Here is a 24,165-nt window from a genome sequence, read left to right on the forward strand (position 1 = left end):
TCGCCGAATCGGACCTCCCGCCCTTCAGGCATGGTTAAGGACACGCCCTGCCCGCAGCCGGGTGCAACAGAGGCCTACCTCCCACCGCCGGGGTCCGTCCCGGCGGAAGCATCATCCGGGCCGAATTTCTGCCAGGCAGCGTCCTTCCGTGCTGCCCAGCCGCAGATTGCTCCGCGCCCCACCAACTCCAGCAGCAGTTCGGCGAGCCGGTAACCCGGTTCGGTTTCCAGCGCTTCCGCCAAGTACGCGGCAGCGTAGGATCCCCGCCCACGGCACCACGCGATCCAGCCGCGGATTGTCAGTGACGCCGCCGCGGCCGGCCCGCCCAGCACAACGAGCTGTTCGAGGATCCGGTCCAGTGCCTCAAGGCGGGCCCAGTCCGGCACCGCGGGTACGACGCCCATCAGCACGTCGGCATATCCGGCGCTGGTGCAGCCGGAGGCACTCCGCTCCGCCGGAATGCCGCGGGTTGACCCGGGATCCGGGTCCGGCCACTGTACGGGAGGGGACACCGGGTCCGGCTGGGCTGCGTCATCGAGGATGCCGAACTGGTCTGCACCGGCCTCGGCAGCAGCTTTCCCCGCAACGGTCATGACCAGGATGGCGTCCCGCCACGCCGGAAACATCAGGGACGCACGCAAAAACCCGTCGCGCTCCGCCTCGGGGAGCCACGGCACCCCATCGCGCGGGGCCAGCAGGGCATCCCAGACGTCAAGGACGGCACGGAACTGTGCCCTGCTTCTGCGGCGGAGATCCAGCTCCGGGGCCCACGCTGCCTGCGCCTCCAGGACGGCGGCCTGGTGCAGGCTGGGAACAGGGCGGACGGCGGACGGTCGCCGCTCCGGCGCCGGGCCGATGCTGCTGCCCCGGTAGACCATCTCGGCATTCAGCGCGCTGTCCCGGATGTCCTGCACCGGCCGGCCCGGCAGCGGGCAGCACGAAACATCCATGCACCAGGCCTCCCGCCAGTAGTCATTCCCGACGTACCACGCTTCCCGGACGGGCATTCCGGCCCGTTCGAGAACGGAGTCCAGGCCAGCGAGCAAACTGTCGTACCGGGACGGTGACAACGCGCCGCCGTTGCTGGTGAAGACCGCCAGCAACGTGCCGTCGGCGTCTTTGTCCGCCTCAAGGTAGCGCCGGACGGCCCGCAGGTACTTGGCAGGTGAGGCCAGGACCTCCGGACCCGGCAGGTCCAGCCGCAGCGTGGCCCCAAGCCTCTTGCCGTGCAGAGTCATGGCAACAAGGCTGGCGTCCGGCCAGTAGCCCAGCGAGTGGGGAATGAACCCGAGGATGTCTTCCGGCCGTGAAATTTTGAGTTGCTCTGGAGCTGTCATGGCTCCAGCATTCGCCCTCCCGGCCGTACCGGTCCGCACAAATTTTGGCTATGTGAAGATCCGGCCGGGGTGGAGGACTAGTCGCTTTCGCGGTCCGTCGGCGACGTCTGCCGCCGCCGGGCGAGGTTTTCGCGGCGCTGCCGGGCAAGTGCGGCGCGGAGGGGCGGCACCACAACCCCCTGCGCGGCCATCTGGCGCCGTACCTTCCGCCGGCACACCACCAGGGCTGCGGCACCGGAACCGAGCAGCAGGAACTGGACGCTCAGGGCGATGCGGAACGGGTCCAGCCCGTAGAGGTTCCCGTTGGAGAATCCGCTGGCGTACAGCACGTCCAGCACCAGCCCGATGAGGAAGATCGCAATGAGGGCAGCGATGAATCCGCCCACGTTCACAATGCCGGTGGCCGTACCGATGCGGTGCGCCGGGTTGAAAGTCCGGGCGAAATCAAAGCCGATCATGGAACCCGGCCCGCCGATGGCAAGCGCTACCACCAGTCCCGCCAGCAGCCACAGCGGTGCCCGCCCGGGAGTCAGCAGGACGGCAGCCCAGGCCGCGGCCGTGACGCCGGCGATCAGCAGCACCATGGTGGAGCGACGCAGCGGATGCCGCGAGACAAAGCGCCCGATAAAGGGCCCCACGGCCATGCCGGCCGCCACATACAGCCCCATCAGCGCCGCTACCGTCCCGGCGTCCAGGCCCTGGCCGGAGATCAGGAAAGGATAGCCCCAGGTCATGGCAAAAACGGTGCCGCTGAACTGGATGGTGAAGTGGCTCCACATGCCCAGCCGCGTACCCGGCTGGCGCCAGGCCCGGGCCAGGGAGACTCCGGTGGCTTTCAGTCCCTGGTGGGACTGCGGACGCTCGGTGCCCGGCGGGACGTCCTTCAGGAGGAGCACCACCAGCACGGCGGCCACTGCCGACATCCCCGCCAGCATCAGGAACGCCGGAGTCCAGCCGGCGGCATGGAGGACGAACGCAAAGGGGATGACGCTCACCAGTTGGCCCAGCTGGCCGGTCATGCCTGTCAGCTGGGTGACCAGGGGCACCCGGGCAGGCGCGAACCACAATGGAATCAGGCGGATCACCGAGATGAACGTCATGGCGTCCCCCGCACCCACCAGGACCCGGCCCAGGATGCCGCCGGGAATGCTGTCCGCGAACGCGAGCTGAAGCTGGCCCAGCCCCATCAGGATGGCGCCGCCGGCGATCATGGCACGTGAGCCGAACCGGTCCACCAGGAGCCCCACGGGAATCTGGAGCCCGGCGTAGACCAGGAGCTGCAGGACCGTAAAGAACGAGATGGCCGACGCGCTGGCGTTGAACCGCTCCGTGGCCTCGAGACCCACCACGCCAAACGACGTGCGCTGCGACACGGCCACCAGGTACCCGAAGATTCCGATGGTCCAGATCAGCCAGGCGCGGGGTGCAGTCACGTCTTCATTATGCCCTCATGCCCGTCGGGGGCCCCTGCAGTTGCGCGCCGCCTCCGGCACAGGCTTACTGCGTGGGGTTCTCCCGCGCCAGGTAGGCCTCCACGGCGGCACCCAGGACATCGCCGTCAGGGAGCTCGTCATTCTCGTCGGCAAGGAGCGAACGCCTGACGATGCCGTCGGCCTTTTCGTCGTAGCGGGTCTCCAGCCGGGACACCACCTGCTGGACATCCTCGGAAGCGTCGATCTGCTCGGCGATCTGGCGGCTGACCTCACGCCCCGCTTCCCGGAGCCGGTCCGTGGGCAGCATGAGCGAGGTTGCAGCGCCCAGGTACTCCAGGCCGGCAACGGCGGCAGTTGGGTATTCCGCTTCCGCAAGGTAGTGCGGGACGTGGATGACGTAGCCGGCAACGTTCCGTCCGGCCTCCACCAGCCGGAGTTCCAGGATGTGGCCTACCGCGGCGGGGACCTCCACCGTTGGCTTCCAGACCGAGATTCCTTCGATCAGTTCCGGCCTGTTGCCGTGCACCGTGACGCCCACGGGCCGGGTGTGCGGCACCGGCATGGGAATGGAATGGATCCAGGTGACCAGGTTAACGTCGAGCTTCTCCACGATGCCCACCACGGCACGGGCGAACCGCTCCCACTGGAGGTCCGGCTCGAAGCCTGCCAGCAGCAGGAAGGGGTTGCCCAGGCCGTCAACCAGCCGGTACAGCGCCAGCCGGGGCTCCTGGTAATCCTGCAGATGGTCCTCGACAAAGGTGAGGTGCGGCCGCCGTGACCGGTAATCGATCAGCTGGTCGGCGTCGAACACGGCCACGGGCTGGGCGTCGAGGGTGTCCAGCAGCTCGGCATTGATCTGCTTCACCACCTGCCCGGCGTCGGCGAATCCGGTGAAGCCCATCACCAGATTCAGCCCGCGGAGATCGGGGCTGTGGAACAGCTCAATGTTGCTCGCATAGAGCGCATCAGGGTCCAGCAGGGAGCCGGAGATCCGTTCAAGCACGGCATGTTCCTTTCATAGGTGCGGGTGGACATCAATTACAACGCAGGCAGGCAGCCCGGCATTCCGCCGTCCGGTGTGGCGCACATCTCAGAAGATTCTGCCGCCGGGGCGCCAAAGGACTACGATCGGAACTGGCCTGCCGGACGGGCCTGCATATCTTCGGATGGCGTCCCGAACGGCTGCATCCGGGCATCAATGGCAGAGCGCCTAACATGCATCCCTGCCCGTACCATCTTTCGAGAATTGAGGACTCATCCCTGTGGTCAAGAATACTGAAATCAACCTTAGTACCCTCTCCCGCGACCTTAAGAAGAGCCCCAGCGACGCAGTGGTGATCGGCGTAGGGCAGGGAACCGACGGGCCGGTCCTGCTGGACAACCCGCTGACGGCCAAGTCCGCCGAAGCCCTCACCGACTCCCTTAAAGCACTGGGCGTGACCGGCGCAGCAGACCAGCTGGTGCGCCTGCCCGGCCTTCCCGAAACCGGCGCGGGCATCCTGGTCCTTGCCGGCGTGGGCAAGGTGGCCGCCGGCGCTCCGCTGGCTGCTGAGGCGCTCCGCCGGGCAGCAGGTTCCGCCGTCCGCCAGCTGGCCGGCCTCCCCACCGTCGCCCTGGCATTCCCGACGGCGTCCGTCGCCGATGTTGCCGCGGTCGCCGAAGGCGCCGCCCTGGGCGCTTATTCGTTCACCGAGTTCCGGTCGTCCAGGGATGGGCTGAAGGACCCGGTCCGCAACGCCGTGATCTTCACCGACGTGGCCGACCAGCAGCAGCTCGCCGCAGCCCTGAAGCGGGCCGGCCTGATTGGCAAGGCCGTCAACGCCACCCGGACACTGGTCAACCAGCCGCCCAGCCACCTCTACCCCGAAACGTTTGCCGAGGCGGCGAAGGAACTGGCGAAGGGCCTGTCCGTCAAGGTGACGGTCTGGGACGAGAAGCGGCTGGAGAAGGAGGGCTTCGGCGGCATCATGGGCGTGGGCAAGGGCTCCGCCCGGCAGCCCCGCCTGGTCAAGGTTGAGTACTCCCCCGCCAGGGCGACGTCCAAAATCGCCCTGGTCGGCAAGGGAATCACGTTCGATACCGGCGGAATCTCGATCAAGCCGGCCCTCGGCATGGGCGACATGAAGAGCGACATGGCGGGCGCCGCCGTCGTGCTTAACACTGTCCTTGCACTGGCCGGCCTCGGCCTGCCGGTCAAGGCGACCGCCTGGCTCTGCATCGCCGAAAACATGCCGTCGGGCGCCGCCTCGCGGCCCGCCGATGTCCTCACCATGTTTGGCGGCAAGACCGTTGAGGTCCTGAACACAGACGCCGAAGGCCGCCTGGTGATGGCCGACGGCATCGTCGCGGCAAGCCGCGAGTACCCGGACGCCATCATCGACGTCGCCACGCTCACCGGCGCGCAGCTGATCGCCCTGGGCAACCGGACCGCAGGCGTCATGGGATCCGACACCGTGACGGCCGCCCTCAAGGCCGCGGCCGACCGCGCAGGTGAACTCGTCTGGCCGATGCCGCTCCCCGAGGAACTGCGCCCCAGCCTGGACTCCCAGGTGGCGGACCTGGCCAACATCGGCGAACGCCACGGCGGCATGATGACCGCCGCCGTCTTCCTCCGGGAGTTCGTCGGCAAGGACAAGGACGGCGGCCAGATCCCCTGGGCGCACATCGACATCGCCGGGCCGTCCTTTAACAACGGAAGCCCCTACGGCTACACCCACAAGCAGGGAACCGGCTGCACCGTCCGCACCCTGGTGGCCTACGTGGAGGACATCCTGGCCGCTGCCGCCTGACGGGGGCCCGGCCGGCGTGCCACGCGGCTTTGTGGCACGGGGCTGATCCCTCCGCCACAAAGCCGCGTGACACTCGACACAAGCGCTCCACAAACACTGTGCCAAGGTGGAGCATGGATAAGTGGTTCGCTAAGGTGAACCACGGTAGTCACAAATGCAAGAGAGTTGCCCTGCTGACATAATCACGGCAGTGCAAGTTCCAAGACCAGATGATGCGCAGGATCGCGTCATCGTTCACGCGAGGGAGCGTTTAAGTGGCCGATCAGGCAACTGCGCAAGAATTCGACATCCTGGTACTCGGTGGCGGCAGCGGCGGATACGCCGCCGCACTGCGGGCCGTACAGCTTGGCCTCACCGTCGGCCTCGTGGAGAAGGCAAAGCTGGGCGGCACCTGCCTCCACAACGGCTGCATCCCCACCAAGGCCCTCCTGCACTCTGCGGAGCTGGCCGACCACGCCCGTGACTCCGCCAAGTACGGCGTGAACGTCACCCTGGACAGCATCGACATCAACGCCGTCAACGCGTACAAGGACGGCATCATCGCCGGCAAGTACAAGGGCCTGCAGGGACTCATCAAGTCCAAGGGCATCACCGTCATCGAGGGTGAAGGCAAGCTCCAGGGCACCGACACCGTCGTGGTAAACGGCACCGCCTACAAGGGCAAGAACATCATCCTGGCCACGGGTTCCTACTCCCGCACCCTTCCGGGCCTGGAAATCGGCGGCAAGGTCATCACCTCTGACCAGGCCCTGACCATGGACTACATCCCCAAGAGCGCCATCATCCTGGGCGGCGGCGTCATCGGCGTCGAGTTCGCATCGGTCTGGAAGTCCTTCGGCGTGGACGTCACCATCGTGGAGGGCCTGCCCTCACTGGTTCCCAACGAGGACACCACCATCGTCAAGAACTTCGAGCGCGCCTTCAAGAAGCGCGGCATCAAGTTCTCCACCGGCGTCTTCTTCCAGGGCGTTGAGCAGAACAACGACGGCGTCAAGGTCACCCTGGTGGACGGCAAGACGTTCGAGGCGGACCTCCTCCTGGTCGCCGTGGGCCGTGGCCCCGTCACCGCCAACCTGGGCTACGAGGAAGCCGGCATCACCATCGACCGCGGCTTCGTCATCACCAACGAGCGCCTGCACACCGGTGTTGGCAACATCTACGCAGTGGGCGACATCGTCCCCGGCGTCCAGCTTGCACACCGCGGCTACCAGCAGGGCATCTTCGTGGCCGAGGAAATCGCCGGCCTGAAGCCCGTGATCGTCGAGGACATCAACATCCCCAAGGTCACCTACTCCGAGCCCGAGATCGCCACCGTGGGCTACACCGAAAAGGCCGCCAAGGAGAAGTTCGGCGAAGACCAGGTGCAGACCCAGGAATACAACCTCGCCGGCAACGGCAAGAGCTCCATCCTGGGCACGTCCGGCCTGGTGAAGCTGGTCCGCCAGAAGGACGGCCCCGTCGTGGGCGTCCACATGATCGGTGCCCGCATGGGCGAGCAGGTGGGCGAAGCCCAGCTGATCGTGAACTGGGAAGCCTACCCGGAGGATGTGGCCCAGCTGCTGCACGCCCACCCCACCCAGAACGAGTCCCTGGGCGAAGCCCACCTGGCACTCGCAGGCAAGCCGCTTCACGGCTAGTTTTCCCCAGCACTATCGAGCCTGTGCACCCGGCACCAAAAACCGGGTGCACAGGCTCACAACAGGCAGCATTCAATCGCACTAAAGATCAATAAGGAGAACGGGGACGTTATGTCTGAATCCGTTAACTTGCCCGCCCTCGGTGAGAGCGTCACCGAAGGAACCGTCACCCGCTGGCTCAAGCAGGTAGGTGACCGGGTAGAGGTGGACGAGCCGCTGCTCGAAGTCTCCACCGACAAAGTAGACACTGAAATCCCCTCTCCTGTAGCTGGCGTGATTGAGGAAATCCTGGTCGCTGAAGACGAGACGGCCGAGGTGGGCGCACCCCTGGTCCGCATCGGCGACGGATCGGGCAACGGCTCTGCCGCCCCGGCCGCAGAAGCTCCCGCCGCCGCCCCTGCTGAAGAAGCCGCGGCACCGCAGGCCCCCGCAGCACCGGCTGAAGAGGCTCCCGCCCCCGCAGCGCCCGCCCAGGAGGCCCCTGCGGCCGGCGGCGGCGAAGGCCACGAGGTCACCCTCCCCGCCCTGGGCGAGAGCGTCACCGAAGGCACCGTCACCCGCTGGCTCAAGGCCGTGGGAGACACCGTTGAGGTTGACGAGCCCCTGCTGGAAGTTTCCACCGACAAGGTGGACACCGAAATCCCGTCGCCGGTAGCCGGTACGCTCCAGGAAATCCGCGTCAGCGAGGACGAGACCGCCGAGGTTGGCTCCGTCCTGGCCGTTATCGGATCCGGCGCCGCCGCTGCACCCGCCGAGGCACCCAAGGCCGCCCCCGCCCCGGAGGCACCTGCACAGGAAGCTCCCAAGGCCGAGGCGCCGAAGGCCGAAGCACCCGCAGCCGCACCGCAGGCAGCGCCCGCACCGGCAGCAGCACCGGCAGCAGCCGAGGCCGCACCGGCAAACGGTGGATCCGAGTCCGGCTACGTGACTCCCCTGGTCCGCAAGCTGGCCAACCAGCACGGCGTGGACATTGCGTCCCTCTCCGGCACCGGCGTCGGCGGCCGCATCCGCAAGCAGGACGTCATGGCCGCTGCCGAAGCCAAGGCTGCCCCCGCGGCGGCACCGGCTGCAGCACCTGCCGCGTCCGCTCCTGCAGCGTCCAACGCCGCTGTCTCCTCGCTGCGCGGCACCAGCCAGAAGGCCCCGCGCATCCGCCAGGTCATCGCCCGCCGCATGCGCGAATCGCTGGAGATCTCCACCCAGCTGACCCAGGTCCACGAAGTGGACATGACCAAGGTTGCCAAGCTCCGCGCCCGCGCCAAGAACTCGTTCCAGGCCCAGAACGGCGTGAAGCTCACCTTCCTGCCGTTCATCGCCAAGGCTGTTGCCGAGGCCCTCAAGCAGCACCCCAAGCTCAACGCTGCGTACGACGAGGACAAGCAGGAAATCACGTACCACAACGCCGAGCACCTGGCGATCGCCGTCGACACTGACAAGGGCCTGCTGGTTCCGGTCATCTCCGACGCCGGCAACCTGAACCTCGCCGGCCTGGCCGGCAAGATCGCTGACGTCGCCTCCCGTACCCGCGACGGCAAGATCGGGCCGGACGAGCTGTCGGGCGGCACGTTCAGCATCACCAATATCGGCTCGGTGGGCGCCCTGTTCGACACCCCGATCATCAACCAGCCGCAGGTGGGTATCCTCGGCACCGGCGCCATCGTCAAGCGCGCCGTTGTGGTTGCTGACGAAAACGGTGACGATTCGATCGCCATCCGATCCATGATGTACCTCTCGCTGACGTACGACCACCGCCTGGTGGACGGCGCGGACGCGGGCCGTTTCCTCCAGACCCTGAAGGCACGCCTTGAAGAAGGCGCCTTCGAAGCGGATCTGGGGCTGTAACAAGCAACGACGAACGGCGGCGGTGCGGGCAGCGGTGGGAAACCACCGCACGGCCCGTGCCGCCGTCGTTGTTTAAGCGTCCAGGCGCCACCGCGCCGCGAGGCAGGCGCTCCTACTACCGGCTGTAGAACAACTGGTTACACTGGTCCCATGAACATCGTCTATAACATTGTGGTTTTCCTGCATATCGTCGGCGCAGCCATGATCGTGGGCATCTGGATCGGCCAGATGAAGAAGCCCACCGTCCACCCCCGCCAGTTCGACGGCGCCATGCTGCAGCTTCTCACCGGCGTCGCCCTGATGGGACTCATCCCGGCCCTGGACATGGACGCGAACTACGCCAAGCTGGGCATCAAGTTCGTTATCGCCCTCGCCGTCGGTGTCCTGGCCTTCATCGGACGCCGGAAGTACAAGAAGGGCGAAGCGGTCAGCCCGGGCCTGGCGCACGCTGTGGGTGGACTCGCGCTGCTCAACATCGCCATCGCCACCATCTGGAACTGACCCTTTTACAGGCGCCGTTCCTGGTCCCGGAGTCATAATCCACCAGCAGCGGACACCGGGTGCACCCTCCCGGTGAAGTCCCTAGGATGGGAAGCGGCGGGGTCCAGGCGCCTGCCTGCCCCGGTATGAATCAACTTGAGGAGTGAACATGGCAGCAACACGTTCAGCAAACGCAGTATGGAACGGCAACCTGACGGAGGGCTCCGGAACCACCAGCCTGGCCACGTCAGGCCTTGGCACCTTCGATGTCACCTGGAAGGCCCGCACTGAAGCGGCCAACGGCAAAACCAGCCCGGAGGAGCTCATCGCGGCGGCCCACGCCGCCTGCTTCTCCATGGCTTTCAGCAATGAACTTGCGAAGGCCGGCCACACTCCGGAAGAAGTCCGCACGAAGGCCGATGTGACCTTCGTTCCCGGCACGGGCATCACGGGCAGCCACCTGACCATGTCAGCGCGGGTTCCCGGCATCTCCGAGGATGAATTCCAGAAGATCGCCGCCGAAGCAAAGGTGGGTTGCCCGGTTTCCGGTGCCCTTGCCAGCATCGACATCACCCTGGACGCCACCCTGGAGTCCTGATCTGACGCAGGCCAGACAAGAAAGGCCCTGCCTGTCCGGAATGTTCCGGCAGGCAGGGCCTTTCGTTTGAGTGTCTGAAGCCCCGGGCTCCTAGCTGTACTGAGTCAGGACGTTGGTTACAGGCGTGAATAGGTGAAGACCTCTTAGGTTGGTGGTTACCACACACAGCCAACGACTAAGAGGTCTTCATGATCCACCGTAATGCCCGTCTGACCCCGACCGGTAGACGGATCCTCGTCGAACGTGTCATGAGTGGCCGTCCGGTTGCCCATGTAGCCAAGGAAATGGGCGTCTCCCGGACCTGTGCCCACCGCTGGATCAGCCGGTTCCGGGTCCACGGCTTGGACGGCCTTCAGGACCGCAGCTCCAGACCGAAGTCATGCCCGCATGCCACGCCGGTGGAAGTCGTTGCCGATGTCCTGACCCAGCGGGTGGAGCACCGCGAGGGTCCGACGGAGCTGGCCTTGCGCTGTGGCACCAGTCCCCGGACGGTCTCCCGAATTCTGGCCCGCGCCGGGATGCCCAGGTTGTGGGACCTGGACCCCGTGAGCGGGGCACGGATCCGGGCTTCCCGCGCCACCGACCGTCGCTATGAACGCGACGCACCAGGGGACTTGATCCATGTTGATGTCAAGAAACTAGGCAGGATCCCTGACGGCGGAGGATGGCGGGCGGACCCTGCACAGAGCCCGGCCAACCACCGCTCCTCGGGCAGGAACCTGGGCTTTGACTACGTCCACGTCGCCGTCGATGACTACACGCGCTTCGCTTACGCCGAGGTCCTGCCGGACGAGAAAGGCCCGACCTGCGCAGGGTTTCTCACCCGGGCGGCAGCGGCCATGGCAGCGAACGGTGCACCGGTCAAACGCGTCATGACCGACAACGCCTTCGCCTACCGGCTCTCCCGGGATTTTCAGGACGCACTGGCCGCACTGGGCGCGAAACATATCCTGATCAAACCCCGCCATCCTTGGCAGAATGGCAAAGCAGAACGCTTCAATCGCACCCTCCAGGAAGGCTGGGCCTACCGGCGACCCTTCACATCGAATCAGGCGCGCACCGAGGCGCTGCAGCCATGGCTAGACTTTTACAACAACCACCGGCCACACGGCAGCCTCGGAGGCAAACCACCCATCAGCAGGTGCAACCAACCTACTGGCTGAGTACACCTAGCTCCCTTGCCGCCGGGCAGGCAGCGGGGCGGGACGGAGCCGGCGGTAGCCTTCCCGTGCCGGCGGCCGATCCGTGGGCAGTTCCTGGATCATTTCCTTCAGCGCGCCGATGCCGTACTCCAGTTGCGGGTCGCGGCCGGCCGCATATGCGTGCGGCGGGAAGACCACCTCAATATCCGGGTCCACTCCATGGTTCTCGACGCTCCAGCCCACGCCGTCGCCGAACCAGGTGGCATAACGGGGCTGGGTGACACCCGTGCCGTCGGCCAGGGCAAACCTGTTGTCGATTCCCACCACGCCGCCCCAGGTGCGGGTTCCGATGACCGGACCGATTCCCCGCAGCTTGGACACCTGGGTGATGATGTCGCCGTCGGACCCTGCAAATTCATCCGCCAGGACGATCACCGGACCGCGCGGTGCGTGGTGTGGGTAGGTGCGCGGCTTTTCGCCCCGGGGCATGCTCCAGCCGGTGACCTTGCGGCCGATCAGTTCAGCTACGAGCTGGGACGTGTGGCCGCCCCGGTTCCGCCGGACGTCCACGATGAGGCCGTCCAGCGCGGTTTCCGTGTCCAGGTCACGGTGCAGCTGCGCCCACCCGTTGGCCATCATGTCGGGAACGTGCAGGTAGCCAAAGGTGCCGTCCGATGCTTCCCGGACCGTCCGGCGGTTGGATGCCACCCATTCCTGGTACCGCAGGCGTTCTTCGTCCTTGACGGGAACGACGGCGACGCGCCGCTGGGTGCCGGCGGCACCGCCGTGCCCCGCACCGTTGAGGAGGGTCAGCTCCACTGCACGGCCGGCCGCACCCACCAGTTGCATGGCAGGCGTGACGGCCGCGGTCAGCGGAACGCCGTCGATGGCGAGCAGGATGTCGCCGGCCTTTGCGTCCACGCCCGGCCTGGCCAAGGGCGAGGTGGCCAATGGATCGGAGGATTCACCGGCGAGGATGCGGGTGATTTCCCAGCCCGCCGGCGTGTGCGCGAGGTCGACACCAAGCCGGCCCTGCCCCTGGCTGCCGTTTTCGGTGACCGGGGCCGACCGGACGTACGCGTGGGAGGTACCCAGTTCGCCGTGCAGCTCCCACAGCAGGTCCACCAGGTCGTCGTGCGAGCCCAGCCGGTCCACCAGCGGCCGGTAACGGCGGTGGACGCCTTCCCAGTCCTGGCCCGCCATGTCTTCCGCCCAGAAGAAGTCGCGCTGCAGCCGCCAGGCTTCATCGAAGGCCTGGCCCCACACGCTGAGCGGATCCATCATGACGCGGATGCGGCCGAGGTCCACCTTGACCAGTTTTCCGGACTCCTCATCGGCCTTGGCGTCGGAAGGAACAACCTGCACCTGCTTGTCGGAGACCAGCACCACCTTGGTCCGGTCCCCGGACATCCGGAAGCTGTCCAGCGATTCCACCAGCGTGGACTGCTTCTTCCGGTCCAGGTCGAACCGCACCAGGCTGGGGCGGGCATCCTTGTCTTCCTGGCTGGCTTTGCCGTCGCCGGTGACGCCTGAGAGCGCCCAGTCCAGCCACAGCAGCGCTCCGTCGGGGGCCGCGAGGGAGGTGTAGTTGCCCTGCGGCACGGGCACGCCGATTACCCGGTGGGCCAGCCCTTCCGCGTCCACCAGGACCTCCGGCACGCCGGAGGGCTCAGCTGACGTCCCCTTCGGCGTTTCGACAGGTACTGTCTCACCATCCGGGGCGACGGCCGGCCCGAATGGCGACGGCGTCCCGGCCGCGAGTGCCACCAGGTAGGGCTTGATGGGGCTGGGGAATGACAGGTCGAAGGAGTGGCCGTCGTAGACCGGGTCGAAACTCCGGTTGGACAGGAACGCAAGGTACTTGCCGTCAGGGGTGAAGACGGGCGATTTGTCGCCGAAGCGGCCGTCAGTGACGTCCACCGGGCCGGCGTCGGGATGCTCAGGATCTGCCAGCCGGAGCCGGCTGCGGGCACCAAAGGACGTGACGGGCTCTGACCAGGCCAGCCACCGCGAGTCCGCGGACCATGCCAGGTCCGCTATTGTCCCCTCCCCGATGCTGGCCATCAGCGACATAGCGCCGGTCCGGGTGTCCACCACGTACACCTCGCCAAAGGAGGTGCCCAGTGCTATCCAGCGGCCATCGGGGCTGGCCTCCAGCGAGCCGGCGCGGGACGGTAGGGGTATCGCGAAACGTGCAGCGTCGGTACCGGCGGCCGTTGCCTGCGCCTCTGCCCCTGCCCCGCCGCCCTCCGGGGCGACGTCTGCCTGCTGCGCGTCGGCCTGCAGTGCATCTGCCTGCCGGCTGTCGTCGGACTGCCCGCCGCCGGCCTCCCGGCCGCCGGGGGCAGGGGCGAAGGTGCTGCCTTCAGCAAGGACAGCAGCTCCTGCCGCGGGCACGGGCCGGGGCAACGGCGTGGCTTCCTCCGCACCGGGAGCCGCCTCCGCCGCGTCGACGCCGGTCTGGGGTTCGACGGCGGCCGGGGCGGGCGCGGATACGGACCCGGAAGTGTGGGGCACCGCCGCCACAATGGCCTTGATGTGCAGTGCCTCCACGCCGTCGTGGTCAGCGATGTAGGCAATCCGTCCATCACCGAGGGGCCTGGGCAGGCGGCCCCGGACGCCGGGCGTGGCTTCGATAATGCGTGACGGGCCATCCTTGTGCCGCAGCCAGTGGATGGTGCCGTGGGCCTCCACGGCGCTTGCCGCGCCGGTGGTGTCCGGCACCACGGCGCCCAGGTGCTTGGCCGTCTTAAGAAGGGCAGGGCGCCTGGACTGCGAAGCGGAGCCCAGGGTGATGTCCAGGCGCACGGCGTCCGAGCCAAGATCGGGCAGGACCCACAGCTCACCGGCCGACTCGAAGATCACGCGCTGTCCGTCGGTGGCTGCGTGCCGGACGTAGAAGTCCTCATGGTCGGTGTGCCGGCGCAGGTCTTTTCCGCTGGGAAGGACGGAATAGAGGTTGCCGTAGCCCTCGTGGTCGGACAGGAACGCGATGCGTCCGCCCACCCACATCGGATCGGCGAGGTTGCCGTTCAGTTCCGGCACAAGCCGCTCAAACTCGCCGTTTCCGTCCGTGTCTATCCACAGCTTTCCGGCCGTGCCGCCCCGGTAGCGCTTCCACCAGGCCGGTTCGCGGGACAGTACGCTGCCCACCACCACCGGACGTTCGTCGCCCACTTCCGGGCCGAAGGCCACGGACTCCACCGGACCGAAAGGCAGCTCCTCGGCCCAGCCACCTTCCAAGGGAAGGCTGTAGGCGTACGTGTGCCGGCTTTCGGCCTGGCGGAAAGCACTGGTGACCACCACGGATCCGCCGGCGGTGAACCCCTTCACCCTGGTGGTGCTGTGCCCAAAATAGGTCAGCTGCCGGTAGCCTCCGCCGTCGACGTCCGCGGACACTACCTCCGGCGCCGTTCCCTGCACCACCGTCCACACCAGCTTCTTCCCGTCCGGGGTGAAACGGGGGTTGCGGGCGGGCAGCTGAAGCGCGGAGACACGCCAGGCACGCCCACCGCCCAAGGGCGCGATCCACACGTCGTCCTCGGCCACGAAAGTGACCAGATCACCGTGTAGATGCGGGAAACGGAAGTAGCTGGAAGAAGTCATCGTTCGATCATAGTCAACCCTCCGCCGCCCCTGCGGGACGTGCCAAAGCCCGTCGCCGTGGTGAGATGGAGCATGCGCATCGTCATCGCAGGAGCCTCAGGGCTGCTCGGCACCTCCATGTCCGCAACCTTCCGTGACGCCGGCCATGACGTCGTCACCCTCGTCAGGCGGGAACCCGCCTCAGCCGCCGAAATCCGCTGGGACCCCGCCGCCGGCCAGCTCAACCCTTCAGCGCTGGCCGGGGCAGACGCGGTGGTGAACCTTGCCGGGGCCGGTATCGGAGACAGACCCTGGACGCGCAAGCGGGTGGACGAGCTGTTCAGTTCCCGGGTTGGGGCAACCCAGACGCTCACGCAGGCGATGCGGCAACTGGATGTTCCGCCGGCCACGTTCATCAGCCAGTCCGGTTCCAATTACTACGGCGATGCCGGAAACACGGTTCTTCGGGAGTCCGCGCCACCGGGAGAGGGCACCCTGGCACGGATCTGCGCTGAGTGGGAAGCCGCGGCGGCCACCGCCCCGGCAGGGGTCCGCGTGGTCATTCCACGGACCGGCGTGGTCTTTAGCCGGACCGGCGGTGCCTTGGGCCGCATGCTCCCATTGCTGCGCCTCGGCATTGGCGGGCCCTTCGGCAACGGCAGGCAGTTCTGGCCCTGGGTCACACTGCCGGACGTGTCCGCAGCCTTCCTCTTCCTGCTCGAGTCGCAGATCCGCGGGCCGGTCAACCTGTGCGCGCCGGAGGACGCCGACGTCAACGCCATCGTGGCGGCACTTGCCGCTGCCCTGCACCGGCCAGCCGTGCTGCGGGTCCCCTCCTTTGCGCTGCGGCTTGTGATGCGCAACCTCGCGGAAGAGCTGCTGCTATCCAGCATGCGTATGGAGCCTGCAGTCCTGCAGGACGCCGGTTTCCGGTGGCAGCATCCGGCGCTGGACCAGGCCGCGCAATGGGTGGCCGGCAAGGAGGGTGCGGGGGCCAGGGGCTAGCCGGCTCCCGTTCCCTCAGCAAGTCATCAGGATCCCGGCAGGATCTCGCTGATCCGCCATGCGCCGTCCACTGAGACCAGTACCAGCCGAAGGGGCTGGCCGGTGCTGGCGTCGCCTGCTGCAAGGACCGAGCCTTGGGCATCCTGCTCCTGATAGGCGGAGGTAGCGGACGTGGCACGAACCACGGCATGCGCATCCGTGGCCCCGTTTTCCGTCGCCACACCGGACAGCGAAGTGGCAAACCCGGCCAGGACAAGACCCGAGCTTCGAAGCCTGCCGGCCGTCCGGCTGTCTGCCGCCGCCGCGGGGGAACCGTCAGCGTTGACCTCGCCCAGCAGCTCCAGGTTGCCGCGGCTGAAGGCATGGTCCCGCAGTGCCGCCAGGCCAACCAGCGCCTGCGCGGGGTCGGCGGCCGCTGCCTGTTGCCTGGCAGCCCCGGCAGGATCGACGGCCTCGCCGGGGTGTTGGCTCTTCGCGGGTGACCCCGGATCCGCAGTGGCTCCGGGTGCAGCGTCACCGGGCGGAAAGACGGAACTGCCACCAGCTACCGACCAACCGCCCGCGATGGCCAGGACGGCGACGGCGGGCAGGGCCACCCTCAACATCCACCGGCGGATCGGCGGGGCATCACGCAAGCGGCCGGCGTGTTTTCCCCTGCCGGCCGCGGGCTGCCGGGTATCCGGAAATGGCAGCCTGTGGGACCTTATCCCTTTTCCCGTCCATGGAGATGTCCCCACCCGCCGGCGCACGCCCTCGAACTGCTCCTTGATCCGGTTCGGCGAGGACGACGGCGGGACGTGCCTGCGCGTCAGCAGTTCCGGAATCACCGTGGGATGGACCGCGGCCGCCAAATCCAGGGGCCGGGGTGAGGCACTGCGGTAGACGGCGGTGGCCAGGGCGGACGCCGTGGGGCGAAGCCGGCGGTCCTCATTCAGCCCGGACTCCAGGGCAGCAGCCAGTTCCCTGGGCACCCCCGGGACGAGGAGGGACAGCGGCGGACGGTCAGCGGTCCGCGCGGGTGCCTCCCCGGTCAGGCAGTACCAGCCCAGGGCCGCCGCGGAGTAGACGTCGCGTTCGGGCTGCAAGCCTGCACGGACGGCATCGACGGGCGCGGGGTCCATAAAACCGGGAGTTCCGGGGCTTCCTGCACGGCCGGGATCACCGAGCATCCGGGCAATGCCGACGTCGGACAGCAGGGGTTTGCCCTGGCCGGTGAACAGCACGTTGCCGGGCGAAACGTCTGAATGCGTGAACCCGTTGGCGTGCAGGTAGCCCAGGGCCTGGGCTATGGGCGTCACCACCGTGACCGTTTCCCCGACGCTGAGGCTGCCGCGGCTGCCCACCAATTGGGCAAGCGAACCGCCGGAGGCATAGTCCATCACCAGGGCTGCGCCGGCCCCCGGGGCCCCTTCCACCCGGACGGCGTCGTGGGCTTTGACGAGGTGCTGGTGATCGAGGACGGAGAGGATACGGATTTCGCGTTTTACGGCATCTTCCGTCAGGCCTTCCCCGGTCCGCACCCCGCGCGAAGGCGGGCGGAAGCACTTCAGGGCATAGTCGCGGCCCGTCAGCTTTTCCGTAGCCAACCACACCGAAGCGCTGCCACCCTGGCCCAGCAGCCGGCCCACTGCGTAGCCAGGAACACTTGGAGCCTGCACATCATCCATCCCCCATGTTTAGCCCAATCCACCGTTGCCTGCAGAAGTTATCCACAGTCACAGTCCCTTGCCCGGCACATCCGGGGGCGATGGTGAGGTTAGACACTAAACCGGGATCGCCGGGTTCCGGGGTCTAAGCTGGATGCCATGACTCTTGAGTTTTCACAGCTGGGTCTTGCCCCCGACTTCGTCGATTACCAGCAAGCCTGGGACATCCAGCGCGAACTCCATGACGAAGTAGTCGCCGGCGAAACGCCCAGCACCGTCCTGTTGCTGGAACATGCCGCCGTCTATACGGCAGGCAAGCTCACCGAAGACCACGAGCGGCCCTTCGACGGAACGCCCGTGGTGGCTGTGGACCGTGGCGGGAAGCTCACCTGGCATGGCCCGGGGCAGTTGATCGCCTACCCCATCCTCAAGTTGAAGAACCGCGCCGGAATCCGTGACTACGTGGAGCGGCTGGAAGCCATCATGATCGCCGTCATGGACGAGTACGGCATCAAGGCCGAACGGATCAAGGGGCGCGCCGGGGTGTGGGTCAAGGCAGACGCCAAGGGCCCGGACCGCAAGATCGCCGCCATCGGAATCCGCGTCCTTAACGGGGTCACCATGCATGGCATCGCCATCAACTGCAGCAATGACCTCGCACCGTATTCGCAGATCATCGCCTGCGGCATCACCGACGCCGGTGTAACCACCATGTCGCAGGAGGCCGGGAGGGACATCCGCCCGGCCCACATCGTTGACCGCATTGTGGAAGAATTCCGCAAGCACCAAGAAGCACTCGTTTTAAGCCCCGAAGGAGCTCTACTGTGACACTGGCACCTGAAGGCCGGAAGATGCTGCGGATCGAGCAGCGCAATGCGGCCACCCCGGTGGAGCGCAAGCCGGACTGGATCAAGGCCAAGGTCCAGATGGGCCCGGAGTTCGTCGGGCTGAAAAACCTGGTGAAAAAGGAAGGCCTGCACACCGTCTGCGAAGAGGCCGGCTGCCCCAACATCTTCGAATGCTGGGAAGACAAGGAAGCCACCTTCCTGATCGGCGGCTCCGAATGCACCCGCCGCTGCGACTTCTGCCAGATCGACACCGGCAAACCTTCCCCGGTGGACCGGTTCGAACCCACCAAGGTGGCCCGCTCCGTCCAGGCCATGCAGCTGCGCTACGCCACCGTCACCGGCGTGGCCCGCGATGACCTCGAAGACGAAGGCGTCTGGCTCTACGCCGAAACCGTCCGCAAAATCCACGAACTGAACCCCGGCACCGGCGTCGAACTGCTCATCCCGGACTTCTCCGGCAAACCAGAGCACATCGCCGCGATCTGCGACTCCAAGCCCGAAGTGTTCGCGCATAACGTCGAAACCGTGCCCCGGATCTTCAAGCGGATCCGCCCGGCGTTCCGCTACGACCGGTCCCTGGACGTCATCACCCAGGGCCGGAACCTGGGCATGGTCACCAAGTCCAACCTGATCCTGGGCATGGGCGAAACCCGCGAGGAAATCTCCGAAGCCCTCCGCGACCTGCACGCCGCCGGCTGCGACCTGATCACCATCACCCAGTACCTGCGCCCCTCCGAACGCCACCTGCCCGTGGACCGCTGGGTCAAGCCCCAGGAATTCGTGGACCTGCAGCAGGAAGCGGACGAGATCGGCTTCCTCGGCGTCATGTCCGGGCCGCTGGTCCGCTCCTCCTACCGTGCCGGCCGGCTCTGGGCTACCGCGATGCGCAAAAAAGGCCGCGACATCCCCGCCAACCTCGCCCACATCGCCGACGGCATCCAGGACTCCGGCACCACACGCCAGGAAGCCAGCTCACTCCTGGCAGCGCATTCCTGACCCAGGCTCCCGCCACTGCACATAGCGTCCCCAAGGGCCGGCACCGGAAGATTCCGGCGTCCGGCCTTTGGGCTTAAGTCACGTAGAATTGAGGCACTATGGCGAAATCCCCTGACTCCAGCAACTCCACTCCGGCGGGCTCCAGCGCGGTGAAGCGCGGCCTCTTCTCGCGCAAGCCGAAAGAAGCCAAGGTTAAGAAGCCCAGCCGGCTCAAGCAGATCGGCGAAGTCTTCAACATGACCCGCCGGCATGACCCCATGGTGCCGTGGCTGATGCTGCTGGTCTTCCTTGGCGTTGTGGCTGTGAGCTTCCTGGTGGGCTTCTGGCTGGAAAACTGGATTACCGGCCTGATCATCGGCATTCCGCTCGGCCTGCTGGGCGCCACGCTGATCCTCTCGCGCCGTGCTGAACGTGCCGCCTTCGCGCAAATCGAAAACCAGCCGGGTGCCTCCGGCGCCGCCCTCGGGACCCTTCGCCGCGGCTGGATCACCGAGGAACAGCCGGTGGCCGTTAACCCCCGCACGCAGGACGCCGTGTTCCGTGCCATCGGCCGTCCCGGCGTCGTGCTCGTCAGTGAAGGCCCCACACACCGCGTGAAGCCGCTGCTGGATGCGGAGCGCAAGCGCCTCGCCCGGATCCTGCCCAACGTTACGGTCCACGTCATCGAGAGCGGCCGCGGTGAAGGCCAGGTGCCGCTCAGCCAGGTTGCCAAGAAGATGGGCAAGCTGAAGAAAGAACTGACCAAGCTTGAGGTCAACGCCGTCTCAAAGCGGATCGCATCGCTGGGGAACAAGCTTCCCATCCCCAAGGGCATCGATCCCTACAAGGCCCGTCCCAACCGCGGACGCTAGACCTGACAGCGCCCCGGTACCGGCCTCCCGCCGGACGCCGGGGCGTTTTTCTTGCCCCCAGACCTCCGTCACGTTAAACACCTCCCAGGACAGGACTTCCCCATGCCCCTCAAGAACGTAGTAATCCGCGCTTTCCGGATCCTCGCGGTCGCCGAAGCGTTCAGCTGGGCTGCCCTGCTCATCGGCATGTACTTCAAGTGGATTGCCGGCAACACTGAAATCGGTGTCCAGGTGGCCGGCCCCATCCACGGTGCGCTGTTCGTGGGCTACGGCATCGCGGCGCTGGCTCTGTGGCGCCTGCAGCGCTGGCCATTCCTGGTGGCCCTGTTCGCCGGGGTATCAGCCGTCTTCCCCTTCGCCACCATCCTGTTCGAACGCTGGGCGGGCAAGCGCGGACACCTCAACCCCGGCCCGGCCTCCGAGACCGACGCCGTCTCCGCCAGGGAGTCGAGCCGCGTCTAGCAGGCTTTCCGGCGTCGCTGCGGAACGCGCTACCGGCGGATGAGCAGCGTGTTCATCGCCTTGTCATGGAGTCCGCGCTGGTCAGGATCGAAAATCACGGCGGGGACCACGAGGCAGAGCAGCACCGCCCTCACCACCGCAGCCAGCGGCCCGGGAACCCCGCCGCCTGGCCTCACCACCGAAATGCCCATGGCCCGGTGGCCGATGCTGTAGCCGAGGGTCCCCACCAAGAGGGTCTGTTCGACGGCGAACACGGCCAGGGTTGCCCAGGAATTTCCACCGAACGCAAAGTTGCTGATCAGCAGCGCGATGCCCCAGTCGATCATGATCGCCGCAATCCGCCGTCCCGCCCGCGCGATGGAGCCGGGACCGGATTCCGGCAGGCCCAGCCGCTCACCGGGATACTTCGAGATACCGGACGTATCCGGTCCGCTGAGCCAGGAGCCAATGTCTTTGCGATCTACCACCGTCCAAGTTTACCGGCCTCACCTTCACCGCCACGCCCGGATGGTGGATGGAGTTAGACCACAGTGTGGACTGCGGATAGCGTTGCGTTATCAGGGCATTCTGTAACCTGCCCGAAACAATGTGGACACGGACGGGAAATGCCGCGTCCATAGGCTGTTAGCAGTTTCAAGCAATACCTAAAGCAGGGAAAACTTTGAGTTCTCCCTGCTTTCGGATTGCGCTGGATCAGATGGCTTGCACGCCAGATATTTACATATGCGTTAGGAGCATAGATGTTCAAGACTGCGGACGAAGTCCTCAAGTTCATCAAGGACGAAGATATTAAATTCGTCGATATCCGCTTCACCGATCTTCCGGGCGTCCAGCAGCACTTTAACGTTCCCGCCAAGAGTGTTGACGCCGACTTCTTCATCAACGGCCAGCTCTTCGACGGCTCCTCCATCCGCGGCTTCCAGGGCATCGCCGAATCCGACATGCAGCTGATCCCGGACGTCACCACCGCGTTCCTGGACACCTTCCGCATGGAGAAGACCCTCGCGCTGAACTTCTCCATCGTCAACCCCCGCACCGGTGACCCGTACCACCGCGACCCGCGCGGCGTGGCTGAGAAGGCCGAGGCGTACCTGGCCTCCACCGGCATCGCCGACACCGCGTTCTTCGCTCCCGAGGCCGAGTTCTTCGTGTTCGACAATGTCCAGTACCAGTCCTCCCCGCAGGGCAGCTTCTACAAGATCGACTCCGAGGAAGCCCACTGGAACACCGGCCGCGAGGAAGAGGGCGGAAACCTCGGCTACAAGACCCCCGTCAAGGGCGGTTACTTCCCGGTCTCCCCCACGGACAAGCAGGCTGACCTGCGCGACGCCATGTGCGTGGCGCTGGATGAAGCCGGCCTTGAGGTCGAGCGCAGCCACCACGAAGTCGGCTCCGCCGGCCAGGCTGAGATCAACTACAAGTTCACCACCCTGACCCACGCTGCCGATGACCTGCAGAAGTTCAAGTACGTCATCAAGAACACCGCAGACGCCTGGGGCAAGTCCGTAACCTTCATGCCGAAGCCCGTCTTCGGTGACAACGGCTCGGGCATGCACTGCCACCAGTCGCTGTGGAACGGCGGCCAGCCGCTGTTCTACGACGAGAAGGGCTACGCCGGCCTGTCCGACACCGCCCGCTGGTACATCGGCGGCCTGCTGAAGCACGCTTCGGCCGTACTGGCGTTCACGAACCCCACCGTGAACTCCTACCGCCGCCTGGTCAAGGGCTTCGAGGCCCCGGTCAACATGGTGTACTCGCAGGGCAACCGCTCCGCCGGTATCCGTATCCCGATCACGGGCACCAACCCGAAGGCCAAGCGCATCGAGTTCCGCGCTCCGGACCCCTCCTCCAACCCGTACCTGGCATTCGCTGCCCAGCTGATGGCCGGCATCGACGGCATCCGCAACCGCATCGAACCGCCGGCTCCGATCGACAAGGACCTCTACGAGCTCCCCGCCGAGGAAGCCAAGGACATCCCCAAGGCTCCGGGCACGCTTGAGGAAGCCCTTGAGGCCCTCCGCGAGGACAACGAGTTCCTGCAGGCCGGTGGCGTGTTCACCCAGGACCTCATCGACACCTGGATCGAGTACAAGTACGAGAACGAGATCCGCCCGCTGTCCCTGCGCCCGAACCCCTACGAGTTCGAGCTCTACTACGGCGTCTAGTCAGATCATGCGGCTGGAGCGGGCATAGTCCGCACACCGTCCGCAAGAATCTGCAGACAGAAAAGGCCGGCCCCAGGTTAACCCCTGGGACCGGCCTTTTTGCTGCCCGGACGTGGCAAGGCCAGCTGCTCACTCCGCGAACTGCGCTGCTCCCCCAACACACGTGAGACCCGGCTAACTGCCATAACGAAACGTAGCTTCGGCGGACGCATCCACATCTGCATGAATGCAGGCCAACCCTGCGAAAATGCATGTTGATGAATCTTCTACTTGCCAGTAGCTTTGTCGAGGCGACTTCCCATTTCCCCCATTTGGGCGGACGCCAAAGAGAGGCTCCGCGGCTACCCCCAATGCCGCGGGGCCTTTCGCATACCTACTGCTCCCCCGGTCGCCCCTGCTTAACAGAGGCTCGCAGGGCATGACGCTGTGCCCGTAGCTACACAATCACGGCTACGGGCACAGCGTTCCTGAAGATCCAAGAGGTAGCTGACCTGTTCAGCATCAGTCGCTCAACCGCGTTCCGAATGATGCAACAACAGGGATGGCCAAGGCACCAGTTCGGCGGAGAGACAAGGTTCAGTGACGAAGCTGCCCGGGCGGACACGCTGCCGGCACCGGGTGCACAGAAGGTGGAGGCCCGGCTCCAGACGTGCTGAGACCGGGAGCCGGACCTCCTGACGAATGCCCCCCGAGACGAAGACTGTTCGAGCCTTCCCCCCAACAAGGTTGAAGAACACCGCCACCCACATACTCGACGAAACACCTGCAGAGTGCAATGCCGCGCCGCTGCCGTTACCTCATCGTGGTATCCGCAAAGCCCCGGAACATAATCCTTTGCGGCCCTGCCGCGCCTCCGTTGTATTGGCCCTGGTCCACGAATCCGGCGCGGCGGTAGGCGGCCAGGCCCGCCGGGTTCGCTTCGTTGACGGACAGCACGACGCCGGTTTCCCCCGTCCGGTGCCGGGCCGTCAGCTTTTCGGCAGTGGCCACGGCAGCGGCGGCGGCTTTCTGCCCAAGGCCCCTGCCCTGGTGCCGCCGGTCGATCAGGAAGCCCCTCAGCAGCCAGGCGCTGTGGTCGTCCGGCCAGCCGGCCAGGCGCGCTGCACCGCTCTGCAGGGTGAGCACACCGACGGCACGGCCATCGGATTCAATCACATAGGGCCGCCGCGAATCCTCCGCCAGTCCTGCCAGGGCCATACGCAGGGGGTCGCCCACGAACCTTTCCTGGCCTTGACTGAGCTGCAGTTCCGCTGCCGCACCGAGCTGGATGGCGCAGGCGTCAGCGTCCAGGTCCCGCAGCGAAATAAGCCAGACGCTGCTCAACGTAACACCCCCTCCGACGACACGGA

The 24,165-nt window shown here is 66.4% G+C and carries 19 protein-coding genes; 12 read left to right on the top strand and 7 right to left on the bottom strand.

Annotation, left to right across the window (positions count from 1 at the left end):
• Nucleotides 1-74: 74 nt before the first annotated feature.
• From DXK94_RS08490 to DXK94_RS08500, 3 genes are all read right to left on the bottom strand, one after another.
• Nucleotides 75-1,337 carry a DUF4192 domain-containing protein gene (locus tag DXK94_RS08490; RefSeq protein WP_115524627.1) on the bottom strand — a complete coding sequence of 421 codons (1,263 nt, stop codon included), beginning with the start codon at nt 1,335-1,337 and terminating at the stop codon, nt 75-77.
• Between the two features lie 77 nt (nt 1,338-1,414).
• Nucleotides 1,415-2,770 (bottom strand): nitrate/nitrite transporter, encoded by a 1,356-nt coding sequence (locus DXK94_RS08495; RefSeq protein WP_115524628.1) that lies wholly within the window; start codon nt 2,768-2,770, stop codon nt 1,415-1,417.
• 64 nt (nt 2,771-2,834) lie between these two features.
• Nucleotides 2,835-3,773: a proteasome assembly chaperone family protein gene (locus DXK94_RS08500; RefSeq protein ID WP_079597132.1), complete on the bottom strand. Its 939-nt coding sequence runs from the start codon at nt 3,771-3,773 to the stop codon at nt 2,835-2,837.
• A 259-nt stretch (nt 3,774-4,032) separates the two neighbouring features.
• Here DXK94_RS08500 and DXK94_RS08505 point away from each other — a divergent pair, with 259 nt between their 5' ends.
• The 6 genes from DXK94_RS08505 (at nt 4,033) to DXK94_RS08530 (ending at nt 11,279) form a co-directional block, all read left to right on the top strand.
• Nucleotides 4,033-5,559, top strand: coding sequence for a leucyl aminopeptidase (locus tag DXK94_RS08505; protein ID WP_115524629.1), 1,527 nt, complete (start codon nt 4,033-4,035; stop codon nt 5,557-5,559).
• 254 nt (nt 5,560-5,813) lie between these two features.
• Nucleotides 5,814-7,196, top strand: a complete 1,383-nt coding sequence (gene lpdA / locus DXK94_RS08510; protein WP_115524630.1) for a dihydrolipoyl dehydrogenase — start codon at nt 5,814-5,816, stop codon at nt 7,194-7,196.
• 111 nt (nt 7,197-7,307) lie between these two features.
• Nucleotides 7,308-9,038: a 2-oxoglutarate dehydrogenase, E2 component, dihydrolipoamide succinyltransferase gene (sucB, locus tag DXK94_RS08515; RefSeq protein ID WP_115524631.1), complete on the top strand. Its 1,731-nt coding sequence runs from the start codon at nt 7,308-7,310 to the stop codon at nt 9,036-9,038.
• 150 nt (nt 9,039-9,188) lie between these two features.
• On the top strand, nt 9,189-9,539 hold the full coding sequence (locus tag DXK94_RS08520) for an envelope stress response protein PspG (RefSeq protein ID WP_079597136.1): 351 nt from the start codon (nt 9,189-9,191) through the stop codon (nt 9,537-9,539).
• 148 nt (nt 9,540-9,687) lie between these two features.
• The gene (locus DXK94_RS08525) at nt 9,688-10,116 is read left to right on the top strand and encodes an OsmC family protein (RefSeq protein WP_079597137.1); all 429 of its coding nucleotides are present in this window, start codon (nt 9,688-9,690) and stop codon (nt 10,114-10,116) included.
• A 188-nt stretch (nt 10,117-10,304) separates the two neighbouring features.
• Nucleotides 10,305-11,279, top strand: a complete 975-nt coding sequence (locus DXK94_RS08530) for an IS481 family transposase (RefSeq protein ID WP_115524632.1) — start codon at nt 10,305-10,307, stop codon at nt 11,277-11,279.
• A 6-nt stretch (nt 11,280-11,285) separates the two neighbouring features.
• Here DXK94_RS08530 and DXK94_RS08535 read toward each other — a convergent pair whose 3' ends face one another.
• Complete coding sequence (locus tag DXK94_RS08535; RefSeq protein WP_115524633.1) at nt 11,286-14,864, bottom strand: S41 family peptidase; 3,579 nt, start codon at nt 14,862-14,864, stop codon at nt 11,286-11,288.
• A 72-nt stretch (nt 14,865-14,936) separates the two neighbouring features.
• Here DXK94_RS08535 and DXK94_RS08540 point away from each other — a divergent pair, with 72 nt between their 5' ends.
• Nucleotides 14,937-15,848, top strand: a complete 912-nt coding sequence (locus tag DXK94_RS08540) for a TIGR01777 family oxidoreductase (protein WP_115524634.1) — start codon at nt 14,937-14,939, stop codon at nt 15,846-15,848.
• Nucleotides 15,849-15,874: 26 nt separating this feature from the next.
• On the opposite strand, the gene DXK94_RS08545 is transcribed toward DXK94_RS08540, so the two are convergent.
• Nucleotides 15,875-17,515 carry a serine/threonine-protein kinase gene (locus DXK94_RS08545; RefSeq protein ID WP_115524635.1) on the bottom strand — a complete coding sequence of 547 codons (1,641 nt, stop codon included), beginning with the start codon at nt 17,513-17,515 and terminating at the stop codon, nt 15,875-15,877.
• 138 nt (nt 17,516-17,653) lie between these two features.
• Here DXK94_RS08545 and lipB point away from each other — a divergent pair, with 138 nt between their 5' ends.
• The 4 genes from lipB to DXK94_RS08565 all read left to right on the top strand — a co-directional run bounded on the left by lipB (nt 17,654) and on the right by DXK94_RS08565 (nt 20,651).
• Nucleotides 17,654-18,322 carry a lipoyl(octanoyl) transferase LipB gene (gene lipB, locus DXK94_RS08550; RefSeq protein ID WP_115524636.1) on the top strand — a complete coding sequence of 223 codons (669 nt, stop codon included), beginning with the start codon at nt 17,654-17,656 and terminating at the stop codon, nt 18,320-18,322.
• Nucleotides 18,319-19,338, top strand: coding sequence for a lipoyl synthase (gene lipA / locus DXK94_RS08555; RefSeq protein WP_115524637.1), 1,020 nt, complete (start codon nt 18,319-18,321; stop codon nt 19,336-19,338). The genes lipB and lipA overlap by 4 nt, the downstream gene beginning before the upstream one ends.
• Before the next feature lie 98 nt (nt 19,339-19,436).
• Nucleotides 19,437-20,189, top strand: coding sequence for a DUF4191 domain-containing protein (locus DXK94_RS08560; RefSeq protein WP_079597143.1), 753 nt, complete (start codon nt 19,437-19,439; stop codon nt 20,187-20,189).
• Nucleotides 20,190-20,291: 102 nt separating this feature from the next.
• Nucleotides 20,292-20,651 (top strand): DUF3817 domain-containing protein, encoded by a 360-nt coding sequence (locus DXK94_RS08565; RefSeq protein ID WP_115524638.1) that lies wholly within the window; start codon nt 20,292-20,294, stop codon nt 20,649-20,651.
• 29 nt (nt 20,652-20,680) lie between these two features.
• On the opposite strand, the gene DXK94_RS08570 is transcribed toward DXK94_RS08565, so the two are convergent.
• Entirely contained in the window at nt 20,681-21,118 is a 438-nt protein-coding gene (locus DXK94_RS08570; protein ID WP_115524639.1) for an RDD family protein, read from the bottom strand.
• 273 nt (nt 21,119-21,391) lie between these two features.
• Here DXK94_RS08570 and glnA point away from each other — a divergent pair, with 273 nt between their 5' ends.
• Nucleotides 21,392-22,816 carry a type I glutamate--ammonia ligase gene (glnA, locus tag DXK94_RS08575; protein ID WP_079597146.1) on the top strand — a complete coding sequence of 475 codons (1,425 nt, stop codon included), beginning with the start codon at nt 21,392-21,394 and terminating at the stop codon, nt 22,814-22,816.
• Between the two features lie 792 nt (nt 22,817-23,608).
• Here the strand turns inward: glnA and DXK94_RS08585 are convergent.
• Nucleotides 23,609-24,139, bottom strand: coding sequence for a GNAT family N-acetyltransferase (locus DXK94_RS08585; protein ID WP_181884778.1), 531 nt, complete (start codon nt 24,137-24,139; stop codon nt 23,609-23,611).
• Nucleotides 24,140-24,165: the final 26 nt, after the last annotated feature.

It is taken from the genome of Arthrobacter sp. RT-1 (assembly GCF_003367205.1).
Taxonomy (GTDB): Bacteria; Actinomycetota; Actinomycetes; order Actinomycetales; family Micrococcaceae; genus Arthrobacter.